Source organism: Streptomyces sp. NPDC060049 (genome assembly GCF_042736715.1).
In the GTDB taxonomy this organism is placed as follows: domain Bacteria; phylum Actinomycetota; class Actinomycetes; order Streptomycetales; family Streptomycetaceae; genus Streptomyces.
In genome coordinates this window covers 1-15,770 of record NZ_JBHWVV010000013.1, presented here as the reverse complement: position 1 = coordinate 15,770, position 15,770 = coordinate 1, and the positions used below count along the sequence as shown (strand labels likewise).

At 73.6% G+C, this 15,770-nt stretch carries 19 protein-coding genes; 5 read left to right on the top strand and 14 right to left on the bottom strand.

The window, feature by feature from the left end:
• On the bottom strand, nt 1–390 hold the full coding sequence (gene hisI / locus ACFWBY_RS23850; RefSeq protein WP_385342954.1) for a phosphoribosyl-AMP cyclohydrolase: 390 nt from the start codon (nt 388–390) through the stop codon (nt 1–3).
• A gap of 84 nt (nt 391–474) precedes the next feature.
• On the opposite strand from hisI, the gene ACFWBY_RS23845 reads away from it, so the two are divergent.
• Nucleotides 475–1,107 carry a TIGR03085 family metal-binding protein gene (locus ACFWBY_RS23845; protein ID WP_385342952.1) on the top strand — a complete coding sequence of 211 codons (633 nt, stop codon included), beginning with the start codon at nt 475–477 and terminating at the stop codon, nt 1,105–1,107.
• Nucleotides 1,108–1,162: 55 nt separating this feature from the next.
• Here the strand turns inward: ACFWBY_RS23845 and ACFWBY_RS23840 are convergent, their stop codons facing one another.
• Genes ACFWBY_RS23840 through hisD form a run of 9 tightly spaced genes read right to left on the bottom strand, consistent with a single transcriptional unit; the run spans nt 1,163 to nt 8,229 of the window.
• Complete coding sequence (locus tag ACFWBY_RS23840; protein ID WP_385342950.1) at nt 1,163–2,452, bottom strand: MFS transporter; 1,290 nt, start codon at nt 2,450–2,452, stop codon at nt 1,163–1,165.
• A gap of 19 nt (nt 2,453–2,471) precedes the next feature.
• The gene (hisF, locus tag ACFWBY_RS23835) at nt 2,472–3,227 is read right to left on the bottom strand and encodes an imidazole glycerol phosphate synthase subunit HisF (protein WP_385342948.1); all 756 of its coding nucleotides are present in this window, start codon (nt 3,225–3,227) and stop codon (nt 2,472–2,474) included.
• Nucleotides 3,224–3,652, bottom strand: coding sequence for a RidA family protein (locus ACFWBY_RS23830; RefSeq protein WP_385342947.1), 429 nt, complete (start codon nt 3,650–3,652; stop codon nt 3,224–3,226). Before ACFWBY_RS23830 ends, hisF begins: the two co-directional genes overlap by 4 nt.
• A complete protein-coding gene (gene priA, locus ACFWBY_RS23825; RefSeq protein WP_385342945.1) occupies nt 3,649–4,383 on the bottom strand; it encodes a bifunctional 1-(5-phosphoribosyl)-5-((5-phosphoribosylamino)methylideneamino)imidazole-4-carboxamide isomerase/phosphoribosylanthranilate isomerase PriA in 735 nt (244 codons plus the stop codon). Before priA ends, ACFWBY_RS23830 begins: the two co-directional genes overlap by 4 nt.
• The gene (hisH, locus tag ACFWBY_RS23820) at nt 4,383–5,024 is read right to left on the bottom strand and encodes an imidazole glycerol phosphate synthase subunit HisH (protein ID WP_385342975.1); all 642 of its coding nucleotides are present in this window, start codon (nt 5,022–5,024) and stop codon (nt 4,383–4,385) included. Before hisH ends, priA begins: the two co-directional genes overlap by 1 nt.
• Nucleotides 5,025–5,029: 5 nt before the next feature.
• A complete protein-coding gene (locus ACFWBY_RS23815; RefSeq protein WP_385342943.1) occupies nt 5,030–5,197 on the bottom strand; it encodes a hypothetical protein in 168 nt (55 codons plus the stop codon).
• Nucleotide 5,198: 1 nt separating this feature from the next.
• Nucleotides 5,199–5,792, bottom strand: a complete 594-nt coding sequence (hisB, locus tag ACFWBY_RS23810) for an imidazoleglycerol-phosphate dehydratase HisB (RefSeq protein ID WP_385342941.1) — start codon at nt 5,790–5,792, stop codon at nt 5,199–5,201.
• Nucleotides 5,789–6,910 carry a histidinol-phosphate transaminase gene (locus tag ACFWBY_RS23805; protein WP_385342939.1) on the bottom strand — a complete coding sequence of 374 codons (1,122 nt, stop codon included), beginning with the start codon at nt 6,908–6,910 and terminating at the stop codon, nt 5,789–5,791. Before ACFWBY_RS23805 ends, hisB begins: the two co-directional genes overlap by 4 nt.
• Nucleotides 6,907–8,229 carry a histidinol dehydrogenase gene (gene hisD / locus ACFWBY_RS23800; RefSeq protein WP_385342938.1) on the bottom strand — a complete coding sequence of 441 codons (1,323 nt, stop codon included), beginning with the start codon at nt 8,227–8,229 and terminating at the stop codon, nt 6,907–6,909. Before hisD ends, ACFWBY_RS23805 begins: the two co-directional genes overlap by 4 nt.
• Before the next feature lie 147 nt (nt 8,230–8,376).
• Between hisD and ACFWBY_RS23795 the strand changes: the two genes are divergently transcribed.
• From ACFWBY_RS23795 to ybaK, 3 genes are all read left to right on the top strand, one after another.
• Nucleotides 8,377–9,978: an oxidoreductase gene (locus tag ACFWBY_RS23795; RefSeq protein WP_385342936.1), complete on the top strand. Its 1,602-nt coding sequence runs from the start codon at nt 8,377–8,379 to the stop codon at nt 9,976–9,978.
• Between the two features lie 96 nt (nt 9,979–10,074).
• Nucleotides 10,075–10,812, top strand: a complete 738-nt coding sequence (locus ACFWBY_RS23790) for an LON peptidase substrate-binding domain-containing protein (protein ID WP_385342934.1) — start codon at nt 10,075–10,077, stop codon at nt 10,810–10,812.
• Between the two features lie 10 nt (nt 10,813–10,822).
• Nucleotides 10,823–11,311: a Cys-tRNA(Pro) deacylase gene (gene ybaK / locus ACFWBY_RS23785; RefSeq protein ID WP_385342932.1), complete on the top strand. Its 489-nt coding sequence runs from the start codon at nt 10,823–10,825 to the stop codon at nt 11,309–11,311.
• 27 nt (nt 11,312–11,338) lie between these two features.
• Here ybaK and ACFWBY_RS23780 read toward each other — a convergent pair whose 3' ends face one another.
• The 4 genes from ACFWBY_RS23780 to ACFWBY_RS23765 all read right to left on the bottom strand — a co-directional run bounded on the left by ACFWBY_RS23780 (nt 11,339) and on the right by ACFWBY_RS23765 (nt 15,333).
• Nucleotides 11,339–12,025: a hypothetical protein gene (locus ACFWBY_RS23780; protein ID WP_385342930.1), complete on the bottom strand. Its 687-nt coding sequence runs from the start codon at nt 12,023–12,025 to the stop codon at nt 11,339–11,341.
• A 50-nt stretch (nt 12,026–12,075) separates the two neighbouring features.
• The gene (locus tag ACFWBY_RS23775) at nt 12,076–12,831 is read right to left on the bottom strand and encodes an ABC transporter permease (protein WP_385342974.1); all 756 of its coding nucleotides are present in this window, start codon (nt 12,829–12,831) and stop codon (nt 12,076–12,078) included.
• An 80-nt stretch (nt 12,832–12,911) separates the two neighbouring features.
• Complete coding sequence (locus tag ACFWBY_RS23770) at nt 12,912–13,952, bottom strand: ABC transporter ATP-binding protein (protein ID WP_385342928.1); 1,041 nt, start codon at nt 13,950–13,952, stop codon at nt 12,912–12,914.
• A gap of 28 nt (nt 13,953–13,980) precedes the next feature.
• A complete protein-coding gene (locus ACFWBY_RS23765; protein WP_385342926.1) occupies nt 13,981–15,333 on the bottom strand; it encodes an NYN domain-containing protein in 1,353 nt (450 codons plus the stop codon).
• A gap of 222 nt (nt 15,334–15,555) precedes the next feature.
• Between ACFWBY_RS23765 and ACFWBY_RS23760 the strand changes: the two genes are divergently transcribed.
• The gene (locus ACFWBY_RS23760; protein WP_385342924.1) at nt 15,556–15,720 is read left to right on the top strand and encodes a hypothetical protein; all 165 of its coding nucleotides are present in this window, start codon (nt 15,556–15,558) and stop codon (nt 15,718–15,720) included.
• Nucleotides 15,721–15,770: the final 50 nt, after the last annotated feature.

Sequence of the window (15,770 nt, the reverse complement as noted above, 5' to 3'; positions counted from 1 at the left end):
CTATTCGGCTTCGGCGGTGGGGCCGGCGGAGCCGGCCAGGGGCAGGACGTCGGCATCGAAACACGTACGGGCACCGGTGTGGCAGGCCGCCCCGACCTGGTCCACCCGAACGAGCACGGTGTCGGCGTCGCAGTCCAGCGCGACGGACTTCACGTGCTGGAAGTGGCCGGAAGTGTCACCCTTCACCCAGTACTCCTGGCGGCTGCGCGACCAGTATGTGCAACGGCCGGTGGTCAGGGTGCGGTGCAGGGCCTCGTCGTCCATCCAGCCGAGCATGAGCACCTCACCGGTGTCGTACTGCTGGGCGATGGCCGGGACCAGACCGTCCGCGGAGCGCTTGAGGCGGGCGGCGATGGCGGGATCGAGGGAGGACGTACTCATGGACGCCATTGTGCCGCGCCGGGGGGACGATCAAGGGCCACTGTCCGCCTGATGGGCAGGCGCGGGGCGGCTTCCAGCCGTAGGCTGGCCGCCATGTCTACCCATGCGAAGCGTGAACGACTGCTGCTGGCCGATCTGTTGGAGTCGGCCGGACCGGAGGCGCCGACGCTGTGCGAAGGCTGGCGGACGCGCGAGCTCGCCGCGCACGTGGTGGTCCGGGAGCGCCGCCCGGACGCGGCGGGCGGGCTGCTGCTGAACGTCCTGAAGACCCGCCTGGACAAGGCGATGGAGGAGTACGGGGCCAAGCCGTACGAGGAGCTCGTCCAGCTGATCCGCACCGGGCCGCCGAGGATGTCGCTGTACTCGGTGAAGCCGATCGACGAACTGACGAACGCGGTGGAGTTCTTCGTGCACTCCGAGGACATCCGGCGCGCGCAGCCGGACTGGTCCCCGCGGACGCTGGACCCGGTCTTCGCCGACTCCCTGTGGGCCCGCCTGGAGAAGCTGGCCCGCCTGACGGGCCGCCGTTCCCCCGTGGGCCTGGTCCTGCGCCGTCCGAACGGCCAGACGGTCGTGGCCCACAAGGGCGCTCCGGTGGTGACGGTGACCGGCGAACCGGGGGAGCTGACGTTGTTCTGCTTCGGCCGCCAGGCCGCTGCCGCGGTGGAACTGGACGGCCCGAAGGAGGCCGTCGCCAAGCTCACGGTCGCCCGCCTGGGCATCTGACGGCGGAAGGCGCCGGGGGACGCCGGCCCCCGCGGGTCCGGCTGCCCCTGGCGCGTCACGCGAAGGCAAGCTCCGCACGGCGGACCGCGGGGGCCGACGTCCCCACGATCGCGCCCGCCATGCTCACCGCCGCGCCCGCCAGGAAGACCGGGGTGACCCCCCACAGCCCCGCCGCGAAGCCGAACACCGGATACGCCAGCGGCGCGAGCCCGACCGCCGTGAAGGCCATCACCGAGCTGACCCGGCCCAGGTACGAGGGGTCCGTGGCCGTCTGGATGAGAGCGACGGCCAGGCCGCCGCAGATCCCGCAGACCAGACCCGTCAGCACGGCCAGCGCGACCGCGACGGGCAGGCTCGGCGCCAGGGCCAGCCCGCCGATGCCCGCGGAGCCGACGATCAGGGTGAGGTTCTGGACCGCCCCGGCCCGGGGGAAGCGGGGGATCAGGGTCAGCAGCAGCGCGCTCGCCGCCGCGCCCAGGCCCATCCCGCCGACGATCCAGCCGACCCCGCCCGGACCCCAGCCCCGGTCCCCCGCGACGAGGATCAGCCCGAGCGTCATCGGCGCGGACGTGCCCAGCTGGCTCAGCGCCCCGGACAGGACCAGGGGTCCTATCAGTCCGTGCCGTCGGATGTACCCGAGCCCCGAGCGCAGCTGCTGCCAGGGCGTCCCGGTGGGGCCGGAGCCCCGGGAGGCCCCGGCTCCCGCCGCACCGCCGGGGGCCCCGGGCGGGGAGATCCGTACCGCCACCAGCAGTGCCAGCGACAGGCCGAACAGCGCCGAGGCCACCCCGAAGGCCGCCGCCGGACCGCCGAGTCCCATCGCCAGGCCCGCCACCGGCGGGCCGGCCGTGTGGCCGACGCGTTCGGCCAGGCTGCGCAGCCCCTGGACCCGTACCAGCTGCTCCGGAGCCGCGATCCGTGGCGGCAGCGCCCCCACGGCCGGCATGAACAGCGCGTCCACGACACCGAACACCAGGGCGACCAGGACCAGCGCCCACAGGCCCGGGGAGGTGAGGGCCGCCAGCAGGGCGAGTGCCAGGACCACCGCGCAGCGCACGGCGTCGGACGAGATGACGACCCGCCGCGGGCCGAAGCGGTCGGCGACGACCCCGCCGCCCAGCATGAGCAGGGCGCGCGGCACCGCGCCGACGGCCATGACGAGGCCGACCTCGGGCGGGCCGACGCTCTGGGCCGCGGTCCAGCCGAGGGCGAGGAAGTAGACCCCGTCACCGATGAGCGACGACCCGTAGGCGGCCAGCCAGCGCAGCACGTTGGCGTCCCGCCAGACGGTGCCGCCCCCGCGGTCGCCCCCGTGCCCGCCCCCGCCCTTGTCTCTCCCGTTCAACCCGCCCCCAGGTGGAACCTCAGCGGACCGGGTGGCCCGCCTCGCGCAGCGCGTCCTTGACCTGCCCGATGCGCAGGTCGCCGAAGTGGAACACGGACGCCGCGAGCACCGCGTCGGCGCCCGCCGCGATCGCCGGCGGGAAGTGCGCGAGGGTGCCCGCGCCGCCCGAGGCGATCACCGGGACCGTGACGTGCTCGCGCACGGCAGCGATCATCTCGGTGTCGTAGCCGTCCTTGGTACCGTCCGCGTCCATCGAGTTCAACAGGATTTCCCCGGCGCCCAGTTCGGCCGCCCGGTGGGCCCACTCGACGGCGTCGATGCCGGCGCTGCGCCGACCGCCGTGGGTGGTCACCTCGAACGAGCCGGACGCCGTGCGGCGCGCGTCCACGGACAGGACGAGCACCTGCCGGCCGAAGCGCTCCGCGATCTCCCGGATGAGTTCGGGCCGCTGGATGGCGGCGGTGTTCACGCCGACCTTGTCGGCCCCGGCCCGCAGCAGCTTGTCCACGTCGTCGGCGGTTCGCACGCCGCCGCCGACGGTCAGCGGGATGAAGACCTGCTCGGCGGTGCGGCGCACCACGTCGTAGGTGGTCTCCCGGTTCCCGGAGGACGCGGTGATGTCGAGGAAGGTCAGCTCGTCGGCGCCTTCGGCGTCGTAGAGCTTGGCCATCTCGACCGGGTCTCCGGCGTCGCGCAGGTTCTGGAAGTTGACGCCCTTGACGACCCGGCCGTTGTCGACGTCCAGGCAGGGGATCACCCGTACGGCGAGGGTCATGCGGTGCCTCCCGCGACGGGACCGAAGGCCTCGACCTCGACCTCGACGACCATGCTCGGGTCGACGAACCCGTTGACGATGAGCAGCGTCGAGGCGGGGCGGACCTTGTCGAAGAGCTCCTTGTGGGCCCGGCCGACCTCGTCGACGTCCCGGGCGTGCGTGAGGTACAGCCGGGTGCGGACCACGTGCTCGGGTCCGAGTCCGGCCTGCTCCAGCGCCTTGAAGGCCACCCCGAAGGCCTTGATCGTCTGGTCGTACGGGCCGCCCGCGTCGGCTCCGGTGCAGCCGGACACCAGGACCAGCCCGTTGGGGAGCTGCACGGCGCGCGAGTAGCCGAGGACGTCCTCGTACGCGCCGCCGGAGGAGATGCGCCGGACGTCGGAGCCCGTCGGGGCGCCGATAGCGGAACTCGTCTCGGAACTCATGCGGAGACCACCTTCAGGGCTTCTTCGAGCGTGAACGCCTTGGCGTACAGGGCCTTGCCTACGATCGCGCCCTCGACGCCGGCCCCGACCAGCCCGGCCAGCGCGCGCAGGTCGTCGAGGCAGGAGATGCCGCCGGAGGCGACGACGGGCCGGTCGGTGGCGGCGCAGACGTTCTTCAGCAGCTCCAGGTTGGGGCCGGTGAGGGTGCCGTCCTTGCCGATGTCGGTCACGACGTAGCGGGCGCAGCCCTCGGAGTCCAGGCGCGCGAGGGTCTCGTAGAGGTCCCCGCCCTCGCTGGTCCAGCCGCGGCCCTTGAGGGTGGTGCCCCGTACGTCGAGGCCGACCGCGATCTTGTCACCGTGCTCGGCGATGGCCTTGGCGGCCCACTCGGGGGTCTCCAGGGCGGCCGTGCCCAGGTTGACGCGGGTGCAGCCGGTGGCGAGGGCCGCGGCGAGCGTGGCGTCGTCGCGGATGCCGCCGGACAGCTCGACCTTGATGTCCATGGCGCCGGTGATCTCGGCGACGAGCGCGCGGTTGTCACCGGTGCCGAAGGCGGCGTCGAGGTCGACCAGGTGCAGCCACTCGGCGCCGGCGGCCTGCCAGGCGAGGGCGGCCTGGAGCGGGGAGCCGTAGGAGGTCTCGCTGCCGGACACGCCGTGGACGAGGCGGACGGCCTGGCCGTCCCGCACGTCTACCGCGGGAAGCAGCTCGAGCTTCTTCGGGGTCGTCATCACAGGGTCTCGATCCAGTTGGTGAGGAGCTGGGCGCCGGCGTCCCCGGACTTCTCCGGGTGGAACTGGGTGGCCCACAGGGCGCCGTTCTCCACTGCCGCGACGAACCGCTCGCCGTGCGTGGCCCAGGTGACCTTGGGGGCGCGGATGAGCGGGTTGGTGACTTCCAGCGACCAGTCGTGGGCCGCGTAGGAGTGCACGAAGTAGAACCGGGCGTCGTCGTCCAGGCCGGCGAAGGCCTGGCTGTCGGCCGGTGCCTCGACTGTGTTCCAGCCCATGTGGGGGACGATGGGCGCCTTGAGCGGGCCGACCGTGCCGGGCCACTCGTCGAGTCCCTCGGTCTCCACGCCGTGCTCGATGCCGCGCTCGAAGAGGATCTGCATGCCGACGCAGATGCCCATGACCGGACGGCCGCCGGAGAGCCGGCGGCCGATGATCCAGTCGCCGCGGGCGTCCTTGAGGCCCTTCATGCAGGCCGAGAAGGCGCCGACACCGGGGACGAGGAGTCCGTCGGCGTCCATGGCCTTGTCGTAGTCGCGGGTGATCTCCACGTCCGCCCCTGCGCGCGCGAGGGCGCGCTCGGCGGAGCGGACGTTGCCGAAGCCGTAGTCGAAGACGACGACCTTCTTGGTGGGGGTCATGGCGCTCATTCCCAGATTCCCTGGATCCGGAGGACCCCGGCGACGAGGCACATCGCGGAGCAGATGGCGAGCAGGATGATGACCGACTTGGGCATCTGCTGCTTTTGGAAGGAGTAGACGCCGCCGGCCAGGAAGAGGCCGAGGACGATCAGGATCGTGTTGAGCCCGTTCACGCTAGAGGGCGCCCTTCGTGGAAGGGAGGATCCCGGCCGCGCGCGGGTCGAACTCGGCGGCGTAGCGCAGGGCCCGGGCCAGCGCCTTGAACTGGCACTCCACGATGTGGTGGGCGTTGCGGCCGTACGGCACGTGGACGTGCAGGGCGATCTGGGCCTGCGCGACGAACGACTCGAAGATGTGCCGGGTCATCGTCGTGTCGTACGCGCCGATCATCGGCGCCATGTTCTCGGGCTCGGTGTGCACGAGGTAGGGGCGGCCGGACAGGTCGACGGTCACCTGGGCGAGGGACTCGTCGAGCGGGACGGTGCAGTTGCCGAAGCGGTAGATGCCCACCTTGTCGCCGAGGGCCTGCTTGAAGGCGGCGCCGAGCGCGAGGGCGCTGTCCTCGATGGTGTGGTGGCTGTCGATGTGCAGGTCGCCCTCGGTCTTGACCGTGAGGTCGAAGAGTCCGTGGCGGCCGAGCTGGTCGAGCATGTGGTCGTAGAAGCCCACGCCCGTCGAGACGTCGACCTTGCCCGTGCCGTCGAGGTTTATCTCGACGAGGACCGAGGTCTCCTTCGTGGTCCGTTCGACCCGTCCGATGCGGCTCATGCGTGCTGCTCCTTCTTCAGTGCGCGAACCGCTTCCAGGAACGCGTCGTTCTCGGCCGGAGTGCCCGCGGTGACCCGCAGCCAGCCCGGTACGCCGTTGTCCCGGACCAGGACGCCCCGGTCGAGGATCTTCTGCCAGGCGGTGTGGGAGTCCGCGAACCTGCCGAACTGCACGAAGTTCGAATCGGACTCGGTGACCTCGAAGCCGATGCCCCGCAGCTCGGCGACCAGCCGGTCTCGTTCGGCCTTGAGCTGCTCGACGTAGCCGAGCAGGGTGTCCGTGTACTCCAGGGCGGCCAGCGCGGTCGCCTGGGTGACGGCCGACAGGTGGTACGGCAGGCGTACGAGCTGCACGGCGTCGACCACGGCCGGGTGCGCGGCCAGGTAGCCCAGGCGCAGGCCGGCGGCGCCGAAGGCCTTCGACATGGTCCGTGAGACCACCAGGTTCGGGCGGCCCTCGATCAGCGGCAGCAGCGATTCCCGGTGGCTGAACTCCACGTAGGCCTCGTCCACGACGACCAGGGAGGGGCCGGCCGCCTGCGCGGCCTCGTAGAGGGCCAGGACCGTCTCCGCCCGGACCGCGGTGCCCGTGGGGTTGTTGGGCGAGGTGATGAAGACGACGTTGGGCTTGTGGGCGGCGATCGCCTGCTCGGCGGCCTCCACGTCCAGGGTGAAGTCCTCGCGGCGCGGACCGGAGATCCACTCCGTGCCGGTGCCGCGCGCGATGAGCGCGTGCATCGAGTACGACGGCTCGAAGCCGATCGCCGTGCGCCCGGGACCGCCGAAGGTCTGCAGCAGCTGCTGGAGGACCTCGTTGGACCCGTTGGCGGCCCATACGTTCTCCCGCGCGACCGGGTGCTTGCCGGTGCGGGTGAGGTAGGCGGCCAGCGCGGTGCGCAGCTCGACCGCGTCGCGGTCGGGGTAGCGGTTGAGGGTGCGGGCGGCCTCGGCGACCCGCTCGGCGATGCGCGCGACGAGTTCTTCGGGGAGCCCGTACGGGTTCTCGTTGGTGTTCAGCTGGACGGACACGTCCAGCTGCGGGGCGCCGTACGGGGTCTTGCCGCGCAGCTCGTCCCGGATGGGGAGGTCGTCGATGCCGATGCCGTCGGCGGAGCTCATGCGGTGGGGACCTTCCATCCGAAGCGCGCCTTGAGGGCGGCGCCGTGCGCGGGCAGGTCCTCGGCCTCGGCCAGCGTCACCACGTGGTGGGTGACCTCGGCGAGGGCGTCGCGCGTGTAGTCGACGATGTGGATGCCGCGCAGGAAGGACTGCACGGACAGGCCCGAGGAGTGGCAGGCGCACCCGCCGGTGGGCAGCACGTGGTTGGAGCCGGCGCAGTAGTCGCCGAGCGAGACCGGGGACCACGGCCCGACGAAGATCGCGCCGGCGTTGCGCACGCGGGCGGCCCAGGCGGCCGCGTCGGCCGTCTGGATCTCCAGGTGTTCGGCGCCGTACGCGTCGACGACCTTGAGGCCGTCCTCCAGGGTGTCGACCAGCACGATCGCGGACTGGCGGCCCGCCAGCGCGGGCTTGATCCGGTCGTCGACGTGCTTGGACGCCGCGACCTGCGGCTCCAGCTCCTTCTCGACGGCGAGGGCGAGCTCCTCGCAGTCCGTCACCAGTACGGCGGCGGCCAGCGGGTCGTGCTCGGCCTGGCTGATCAGGTCCGCGGCGACGTGGACCGGGTCGGCCGTGGAGTCCGCGAGGACCGCGATCTCGGTGGGACCGGCCTCGGTGTCGATGCCGATCTTGCCGGTGAAGTAGCGCTTGGCGGCGGCCACCCAGATGTTGCCGGGGCCCGTCACCATGTTCGCCGGGAGGCACTCCTCGGTGCCGTACGCGAACATCGCGACGGCCTGTGCCCCGCCGGCCGCGTACACCTCGTCGACGCCGAGCAGCGCGCACGCGGCGAGGATCGTCGGGTGCGGCAGGCCGTCGAACTCCTTCTGCGGCGGGGACGCCAGCGCGATGGATCCGACGCCCGCCTCCTGGGCGGGTACGACGTTCATCACGACGGAGGACGGGTACACCGAGCGGCCGCCCGGGGCGTACAGCCCCACGCGCTCCACCGGAACCCACTTCTCGGTCACCGTTCCGCCGGGGACCACCTGGGTGGTGTGGTCGGAGCGGCGCTGGCTCCGGTGCACGATCCGGGCGCGCCGGATCGACTCCTCGAGGGCGGCGCGGACGGCGGGGTCGAGCTCGTCGAGGGCGGTCTTGAGGGCCTCCGCGGGCACCCTGACCTGCTCCAGCTTGACCCCGTCGAACTTCTGCGCGTACTCGATCAGCGCCGCCGTCCCACGATGATGGACGTCCTCGCAGATGGGCCGCACCTTCTCCAGGGCGGCTTCCACGTCGAACTCGGCACGGGGCAGCAGATCGCGCAGGGCGCCACCCTCGGGGAGGGCGTCACCGCGCAGGTCGATACGAGAGATCACCTGCCAATTCTCTCAGACCGTCTCGCGCGACCGTTCGCCTGTATCACTGGCTGATACACGCCCCGGACGTTCCCGGATGTCACACGGGCCCTTTAGCGTTCGTCGTACACGCGGTGGCATCCATCGTGACGGCGGAGGGGGGCCGCGATGGCCGAAGCACGCGCGGGCGAGGAACCGGCCGATCTCACCGATACGGAACGCCGCATGTGGAGCGCGTACCGCACCGGAAGCGTCTGTGATCTCAGCACCCGCGCCGCGGACCGGGACGATCCGCACGCCGACGCGGTCTGGGGCCCCGAGCGCAGCGTCCGCGCCGGGGTGGTGGCGCTGCTGCTGCTCCACGGGCCGGGGCCGGTGCCGGGCCGGGTGGCCTCGCTGAAGCTGCGCGGCGTGCGGATCACCGGCCGACTCGACCTCTCCGGGGGCACGGTCTCCCCGTACGTGGAGCTCCAGTCCTGCCGCTTCGACGGCGAGATCCAGCTCTCCGAGACCCGCTTCGGGACCCTGAGGCTGGTGAACTGCGCGATACCCCGCCTGGACGCGGCCCGCCTGCACACCGAGGGCGACCTGCACCTGCCGCGCTGCCGGGTGGCGCGGGGCATCCGGCTGACCGACGCGCAGATCGGCACGGACCTGCTGATCAGCGAGGCGGTGGTACAGCGCGACAGCAAGGGGCGCGCCGTGGCCGCCGACGGGCTGTCGGTCGCGCAGGACTTCCAGGGGGAGCTGCTCCAGACGTACGGGGAGGTGAGCCTGCGCGGCGCCAAGGTCGGCGTGTCGATGAACCTGCGCGGGGCCCGCCTGCGCAACCCGTACGGGCGGCGCGCGCTCAACGCCCCGCAGCTCACCGTCGAGCGCACCCTGTACCTGACCTCGATCTCCCTGGACTACGCGCAGGGCGAGTCGGACTCCTCCACTCCCCCGTACGGCTTCGGCAGGACCCCGGCCCGGGGCCACCGGGCGCAGCGCTTCGAGTGCCGGGGCGGCCTGCGCCTGGACGACGGCCGCTTCGGCGACGCGATCGACTTCTACGGGGCGAGGTTCACCCTCACGGACGACCAGGAGGTCTCGCTGCGCCGGATCCACACCCCCGAGCTGCGGTTCGTGGGCGAGCGGCCGGAGCTGGGGCGGGTGGTGCTGTCGGGGGCGCGGGTGGTCAAGCTCGTGGACACCTCCACGAGCTGGCCCGGCCCGGGCCGGGTCTCCATGGAAGGCTTCGGTTACGAGAGCCTCGCGCCCCGGGGGCATTTCCCGCTGGCCCGCCGGCTGGAGTGGGTCGAGGCGGCGACGCCCGAGTACTCCCCCGAACCGTACGAGCGGCTGGCCGCCGTGCTGCGCGCCTCGGGAGAGGACGCGGACGCCCGCGAGGTGCTGCTCGCCAAGCAGCGGCGGCGGCGCGCGACGCTGCCCCCGGCGCTGCGCGCCTGGGGCCACCTCCAGGACTGGACGGTGGTCTACGGCTACCGCCCGGGGCGGGCGGCGCTGTGGATGACGGTCCTGTGGGCGGCGGGGGCCGTGCTCTTCCACCTGCACGGCGAGCCCGCTCCGATCAAGGCGGAGGAGCATCCGGCCTGGAACCCCTCGCTGTACGCCCTGGACCTGCTGCTTCCGGTGATCGACCTCGGCCAGCAGGACCAGTGGAGGCTGACGGGCGGCTGGCAGTGGGGCGTGGCGGGGCTGGTCGTCGTGGGCTGGATCCTGGCCACGACGGTGGCGGCGGGCGCGTCGCGCCTGCTGAGGCGGGGGTGACGGCCGGGGTTGCCCCCGGCGGGCCGGCCGGGCCGGGGCGCCCGGCCCTGGTCCCGGGGGCACCTCCCGGGGGCCGCGGCCACTACCCTGTGCCTGGTGACCACCGTTCGCCTGCCACTCTTCCCGCTGAACTCGGTGCTGTTCCCGGGACTCGTCCTCCCGCTGAACATCTTCGAGGAGCGTTATCGCGCCATGATGCGCGAGCTGCTGAAGGCGGGCGAGGACGAACCGCGCCGTTTCGCGGTCGTCGCGATCCGCGACGGCCGGGAGGTCGCCCCGACCGCGCCCGGTCTGCCGGACCAGACCTCCGTTCCCGAGCGCGGCCCGGCCGCCGGCTTCGGCGCGGACCCGGTGCAGGCCTTCCACCGGGTGGGCTGCATCGCGGACGCGGCGTCCATCCGGGAGCGGGAGGACGGCAGCTTCGAGGTGATGGCGACCGGCACGGTCCGCGTCCGCCTGCTGTCGGTCGACGCCTCCGGTCCCTTCCTGGTGGCGGAGCTGGAAGAGCTCCCGGAGGACGCGGGCGACGGCGCGGGCGCGCTCGCCGAGGGCGTACTGCGGGCTTTCCGGAACTACCAGAAGCGCCTGGCGGGAGCCCGCGAGCGGTCTCTGACCAGCGCGGACCTGCCCGATGAGCCGTCCGTGGTCTCCTACCTGGTCGCGGCGGCCGCGGTGCTGGACATCCCGGCGAAGCAGCGCCTGCTCCAGGCCCCGGACACGGCGACCCGCCTCGCGGAGGAGCTGAAGCTGCTGCGCGCGGAGACGGCGGTCATCCGCCACCTCCCGTCGCTCCCGGCCGTGGACCTGACCCGCGCCCCGACCAGCCCCAACTGACGGAGCTCCGATGGCGAAGAAGAAGCCGGCGGGCACCCCGGCGATCGTGGCCCTCACAGCGGCCGGCGCCGATTTCACCGTCCACGCCTACGACCACGACCCGGCGCACCCGTCGTACGGCGAGGAGGCGGCGCAGGCCCTCGGGGTCCCCGCCTCGCGGGTCTTCAAGACACTCCTGGCCGACGTGGACGGCTCGCTGGTGGTGGCGGTGGTGCCGGTCTCGGGCAGCCTCGACCTGAAGGCCCTGGCCTGCGCCGTGGGCGGCAAGCGGGCGGCGATGGCCGACCCGGCCCTGGCGGAGCGCACCACGGGCTACGTGCTGGGCGGCATCTCCCCGCTGGGCCAGCGCAAGCGGCTCCGCACGGTCCTGGACGCCTCGGCCGCGGGGTTCCCCACGATCTGCGTGTCGGCGGGGCGGCGCGGCCTGGAGGTCGAACTCGCCCCCTCGGACCTCACCGGTCTGACGGCCGCCTCCCTGGCCCCGATCGCCCGCGCGTAGACATCCGGGGCCGCCGGCCGGACCGCGTCAGGGGCGCGGGGGCTCGGGGGCGGACGGGCCCGCCGCCGGGTCCGGGGAACCGGGAGCGGAGCCGGGCGCGGCGTAGTAGCCCGCGGCGGGCCAGGGCAGCGCCGGCGCGGGGTCGCGCGGGCCCCACAGAGCCGTCAGCGCCAGGTGGACGATCACCGCGGCCATCGGCCAGACGAGCAGCGTCCCGTGTGCCAGCAGTTCCAGCGGGGCGTCGAAGGGAACTCCCTTGCCCACCCGCCGGGCGACCGCCGCCAGGTCCGACGAGGGGCCCAGCCACAGGCCGACCCGCCAGCCCACAAGCGAGGCGAAGACGGAGCCGACCACGAGCCCGACCACCTGGGCGACTCCTCCCGCCCGGCGCCACAGGAAGGCCGCCACGGCGCTCAGTACGCCGAGCCCGGCCGAGAGCAGGAAGAAGGTCCCGTCCGCCCCGATGCGGGCCTCGCTCTCGGTGTTCCGCAGGAACACCGCCTCCCCGTTCGAGACATACTGCACGCGCGGCGCCAGCCACGCCCACAGCACCCCGAGCAGCACGCCTGCCACGCCCACGACGAGGGTGACGGCGGCGCCGTCACGGACGTCGGTCGGGGAGACGACGGGCTCGGGCGAAGGCGCAGGGAAGGGCGGGGGCAACGGCAGCGGGGGCTGGCCGGCCTTGTCATGAGGGGTCACGGCTTCGGTCACTCCCACATCGTGCCAGTTCTTGGAGGCGTGGACGCCGGGCACCCCCGGCGTCAGCGGACCGCCGCCCGCCGGTAGGCCCAGGTCGCCACGGCCAGGGAAAGGACGCCGACCGCCCCGCACACGCCGAGGTCGAGGAGGACCGCCGCCCAGTCCGGGTGCGGCTCGAAGGTACGGGCGAAGGCCTCGACCCCGTAGGTGGACGGCAGCAGGTCCCGCGCCCACACGACGACGTCCGGCATCCGTTCGGGCGGCAGAACGCCCAGCAGCAGCGCGGCGGACATGCCGAGCTGTCCGGCCAGGGTCGCCAGCTCCTGCCGCGGGGCGAGCAGCCCCAGCGCCGCGCCGAGCCCGGCGAGGGCGGCCCCCGCCAGCGGCACCACGGCGGCCAGGATCCACAGCCCGCTCAGGGGCAGCCCGAACAGCACGCACCCGAAGACGGCCGTGACGAGTGTCCCGGGCAGTGTGAAGGAGGCGTACGCGGCGGCGGCGCCCAGCACCACGGACGCGGGCGGCACCGGCAGGGTGGCGTAGTGGTCGAGCCCGCCGCTCGCCCGGAGCTGTCCGAAGTACTGCGCGAGCAGGTTCAGCGCGACGAAGGCGACGACGAGCACGGAGGAGCCGGCGACGACGGCGCGCGCCTCGGAGCCCCCGTCGACCACGCCCCGCATCAGGATCATGATCCCGACGGACTGGAAGGTGGCCACGAAGAGCAGCGGGATCCGTGAGACCCGGGCGCGGGACAGCTGCGCCCGGTAGACGGCGGCGAGGGCCGGGAAGAACCGGGCGCGCGGAGCCAGTACGCCCACGGCGGCAGCGCCGGCGCCTGCGTCCCCGTCCGTGGCGGCGCTCGCGCCGGCGTCCGTGGCGGCGCTCGTGGCAGTGGAGCTCACGCCTTCACCAGTCCCTTCGACGTACGCCCGCCCAGTGCGAGGTACACGTCCTCCAGGCTCGGCGTCGCCAGCGTGAAGTCGTCGAGGGCGGCGAAGGCCGGGCCGCCGGTCACGGCGGCCACCGCCGTCCGCGCCTCGTCCGGTCCGAGCCGCAGCACCCAGCGCCGCCCCGACGCGGTGGCCGACGCGGCCAGCGCGGCGACCTCGGGGATCTCCAGTGGCGGCACGGTGCGCCAGACGAGCTCCAGACGGACCTCGCCGGAGACCTCGGCCTTCAGTCCGGCCGGGGTGTCGCAGGCGATGACCCGGCCCTGGTCGATGACGGCGACCCGGTCGAGGACGGTCTCCGCCTCGATGACGTTGTGGGTGACCAGGAGCACGGTGGCCCCGGTTTCGGCGCGGCGGCGGTCGACGGCGGTCCAGACGGCCCGCCTGGCCACCGGGTCCATTCCGGTCGTGGGCTCGTCGAGGACGAGCACGGGCCGCTCCCCCACCAGCGCGGCGGCGAAGCACGCGAGCCGCCGCTGTCCGCCGGAGAGCTTCTTCAGGGGCCGCCCGGCGATCTCGGTCAGCCCGAGTTCCTCCAGTACGTCGTCCCGCTCGGCCCGCGCGGCCCGCAGGCCGAGTCCGCGCAGCCGGCCCGTCGTCTCGGCGGCCAGCGACACCGTGAGCTCGTCGAGTGCGGTGGACTCCTGCCCGAGGTAGGACAGCAGCCGGGCCGCCCGCTCCGGGTGGCGTACGAGGTCGTGGCCGAGCAGGGTCACCGAGCCCGCGTCCGGCCGCATCAGCCCGGTGAGCTGGCGGACCAGGGTGGACTTGCCGGCGCCGTTGGGGCCGAGCAGGCCGAAGATCTCGCCGCGCCGCACGTCGAGGGAGATCCCGTCGGTGGCGCGGGTCTCGGGCAGGGCGGGGGCCCCGCGCCGCCCCCGGACCGCGGGGTACGTCTTGACCAGGTCACGCACCGCGCAGACCACGTCGGGGGCCGCTCCCGCGGCCGCTGCCGTGCCCGTATCAGCTTGTGCTGTGCCCGTACTCACGAGGGAGCAGCCTACGGGGTTCCGGCTCCTACTCGGCTGCCGGGGCCGCCGGCGCCGCCGCGGCTTGGGCCGCCGGGCCCGCGGGGGGCGCCGGGACGTGCGCGGCAGCCGCACCGGAGGCGGCCACGTGTTCGGCGGCCGCACGGACGTCGATCTCGCGCCAGAAACCGGCCCGGATGGCGTAGCGGTCGTGCTCGTCGATCTGGTCGTCCTTGTGCGCGAGGAGGCCGAACCGGGCGGCGTAGCGCAGCAGCTCCCCGTCGATCCGGTGCGGGATCCGCGGGTACATCGTGGCGAGCTTCTGCAGGTGCACGGTCTCCGGGAGGCGTTCCATCCAGCGCCGGGCGAACACCTGGCCGACCTCGAACGGGTCGCCGCCGACGGTGGTGATGTCCTCCTCGCGGTCCGCCCAGCGCTGCTCGGCGGAGGTGAGCTGGGCGAGGGTGGGCAGCGAGGCCGTCTCGGCGGGCTCGCCGAGCGGACCGGCGCGGTCGATCCAGCCCTTGTCGGAGGACCAGCGCAGGGCGCTGCCGGCCGGTCCGGCCCCGAGGGCCTGGGCCGCCGTGGACGCGGGTCCGGGGGCGCCGGGGGCGCGCAGGGCGCCGGCGAGGTCCTTCGGCGTGGGGACGGTCTTGCCGTTGGCGGCGGGGGGCGGGGCCGGAGCGGGTACGCCGCCCTCCTCGGGCTCCGCGGGGGCCGGGGGCCGGCTTCCGTTGCCGTTGCCGCGCGCGGCCTCGGCGAGGGCGGCCTCGGGCAGGGGGGCGGAGAGGATGGCGGCGATCTCGGGGCGAGGCGCGGGCGGTGGGGCGCACAGTCCGGTGAGGTCGCGGGCGCGGACGGCGCGGGTGATCCAGTTGCGGTCCAGGACGCGGCGTTCGTCGGCTTCGGCGACGAGGTCCTCGGACTGGTTGTAGTCGCCGTCGGCGGCCTGGACGGCCCACAGGTGGACGGCGACCCCGTGCTCCTTGGCGGACATCAGGCCGGGCAGCAGGTCTCCGTCGCCCGTGACGAGTACGACGTCCGAGCAGGCGCGGTTGCGGGCGAGCTCGGTGAGCTCGGCGTGCATGGCCGCGTCGACGCCCTTCTGGGCCCAGCGGCCGTCGCTGCGGGTCAGGGCGCCGAGCCGGACGGTGACGCGCGGCATGACGCGCAGTCGGCGGTGTTCGGGCTGGGGCACCCGGTCGGGCGCGCCGTCGAACCAGTAGATCCGCAGGAGCGGCTGCGCGGTGTCCGCCTCGGCCCGCTCGCGCAGGCCCTGGATGAGGGCGGCATGGTCCACGGTGATGCGGGAGCGCGAGGGTTCCCCCGCGAGGAGGCTCGCGGCGGCGCCCAGCAGATAGCCGGCGTCCACCAGGACGACGCAGCGGTCCACGCGTACCACCCTCTTCCCTGGGGGTCCTCTGGTGTGTTTCTCGGCGGGTCCCCCGAGTCTGCCCGACCACAAGGGCGTTGACGGCCGGAACTCGATCATCGGCGTGGCGGATCTTCCGGCGGGCGGGGCGAGGCCGCCGACTACGCGGGGTAATGATCCAAAATGCGGTGTATGCAGCGTTGTGTGAGGGTGAAGGCGGCCCTGGCCCCTACACCCCCACGGAGGCTTCCCATGGCCAAGAACAAGACCCGCCAGCAGCCCGCCAAGTCCCAGGACCGCTCGGCTGCGCAGGATCCGACGAAGTCCTCGATGGAATCCGCGCCCACGCCGTCGTCGTCGCCGAGCCCACTGCACATGGCCGGCAAGCGCAAGGAAAAGAAGTTCGGCCACAACTGAGGCCTCCACCGCACGCGCGAGGGCCCGCCCCGGTCGACCCGGGGCGGGCC

Excerpts from the sequence above, each read along its gene's own strand:
- priA (WP_385342945.1), bottom strand. The coding sequence starts at position 4,383 with ATGACGACCCCGAAGAAGCTCGAGCTGCTTCCCGCGGTAGACGTGCGG.
- ybaK (WP_385342932.1), top strand. The coding sequence starts at position 10,823 with ATGGCGAAGAAGAAGCCGGCGGGCACCCCGGCGATCGTGGCCCTCACA.
- ACFWBY_RS23795 (WP_385342936.1), top strand. The coding sequence starts at position 8,377 with ATGGCCGAAGCACGCGCGGGCGAGGAACCGGCCGATCTCACCGATACG.
- hisH (WP_385342975.1), bottom strand. The coding sequence starts at position 5,024 with ATGACCCCCACCAAGAAGGTCGTCGTCTTCGACTACGGCTTCGGCAAC.
- ACFWBY_RS23805 (WP_385342939.1), bottom strand. The coding sequence starts at position 6,910 with ATGAGCTCCGCCGACGGCATCGGCATCGACGACCTCCCCATCCGGGAC.
- ACFWBY_RS23760 (WP_385342924.1), top strand. The coding sequence starts at position 15,556 with ATGGCCAAGAACAAGACCCGCCAGCAGCCCGCCAAGTCCCAGGACCGC.
- hisI (WP_385342954.1), bottom strand. The coding sequence starts at position 390 with ATGGCGTCCATGAGTACGTCCTCCCTCGATCCCGCCATCGCCGCCCGC.
- ACFWBY_RS23845 (WP_385342952.1), top strand. The coding sequence starts at position 475 with ATGTCTACCCATGCGAAGCGTGAACGACTGCTGCTGGCCGATCTGTTG.
- ACFWBY_RS23830 (WP_385342947.1), bottom strand. The coding sequence starts at position 3,652 with ATGAGTTCCGAGACGAGTTCCGCTATCGGCGCCCCGACGGGCTCCGAC.
- hisF (WP_385342948.1), bottom strand. The coding sequence starts at position 3,227 with ATGACCCTCGCCGTACGGGTGATCCCCTGCCTGGACGTCGACAACGGC.
- hisB (WP_385342941.1), bottom strand. The coding sequence starts at position 5,792 with ATGAGCCGCATCGGACGGGTCGAACGGACCACGAAGGAGACCTCGGTC.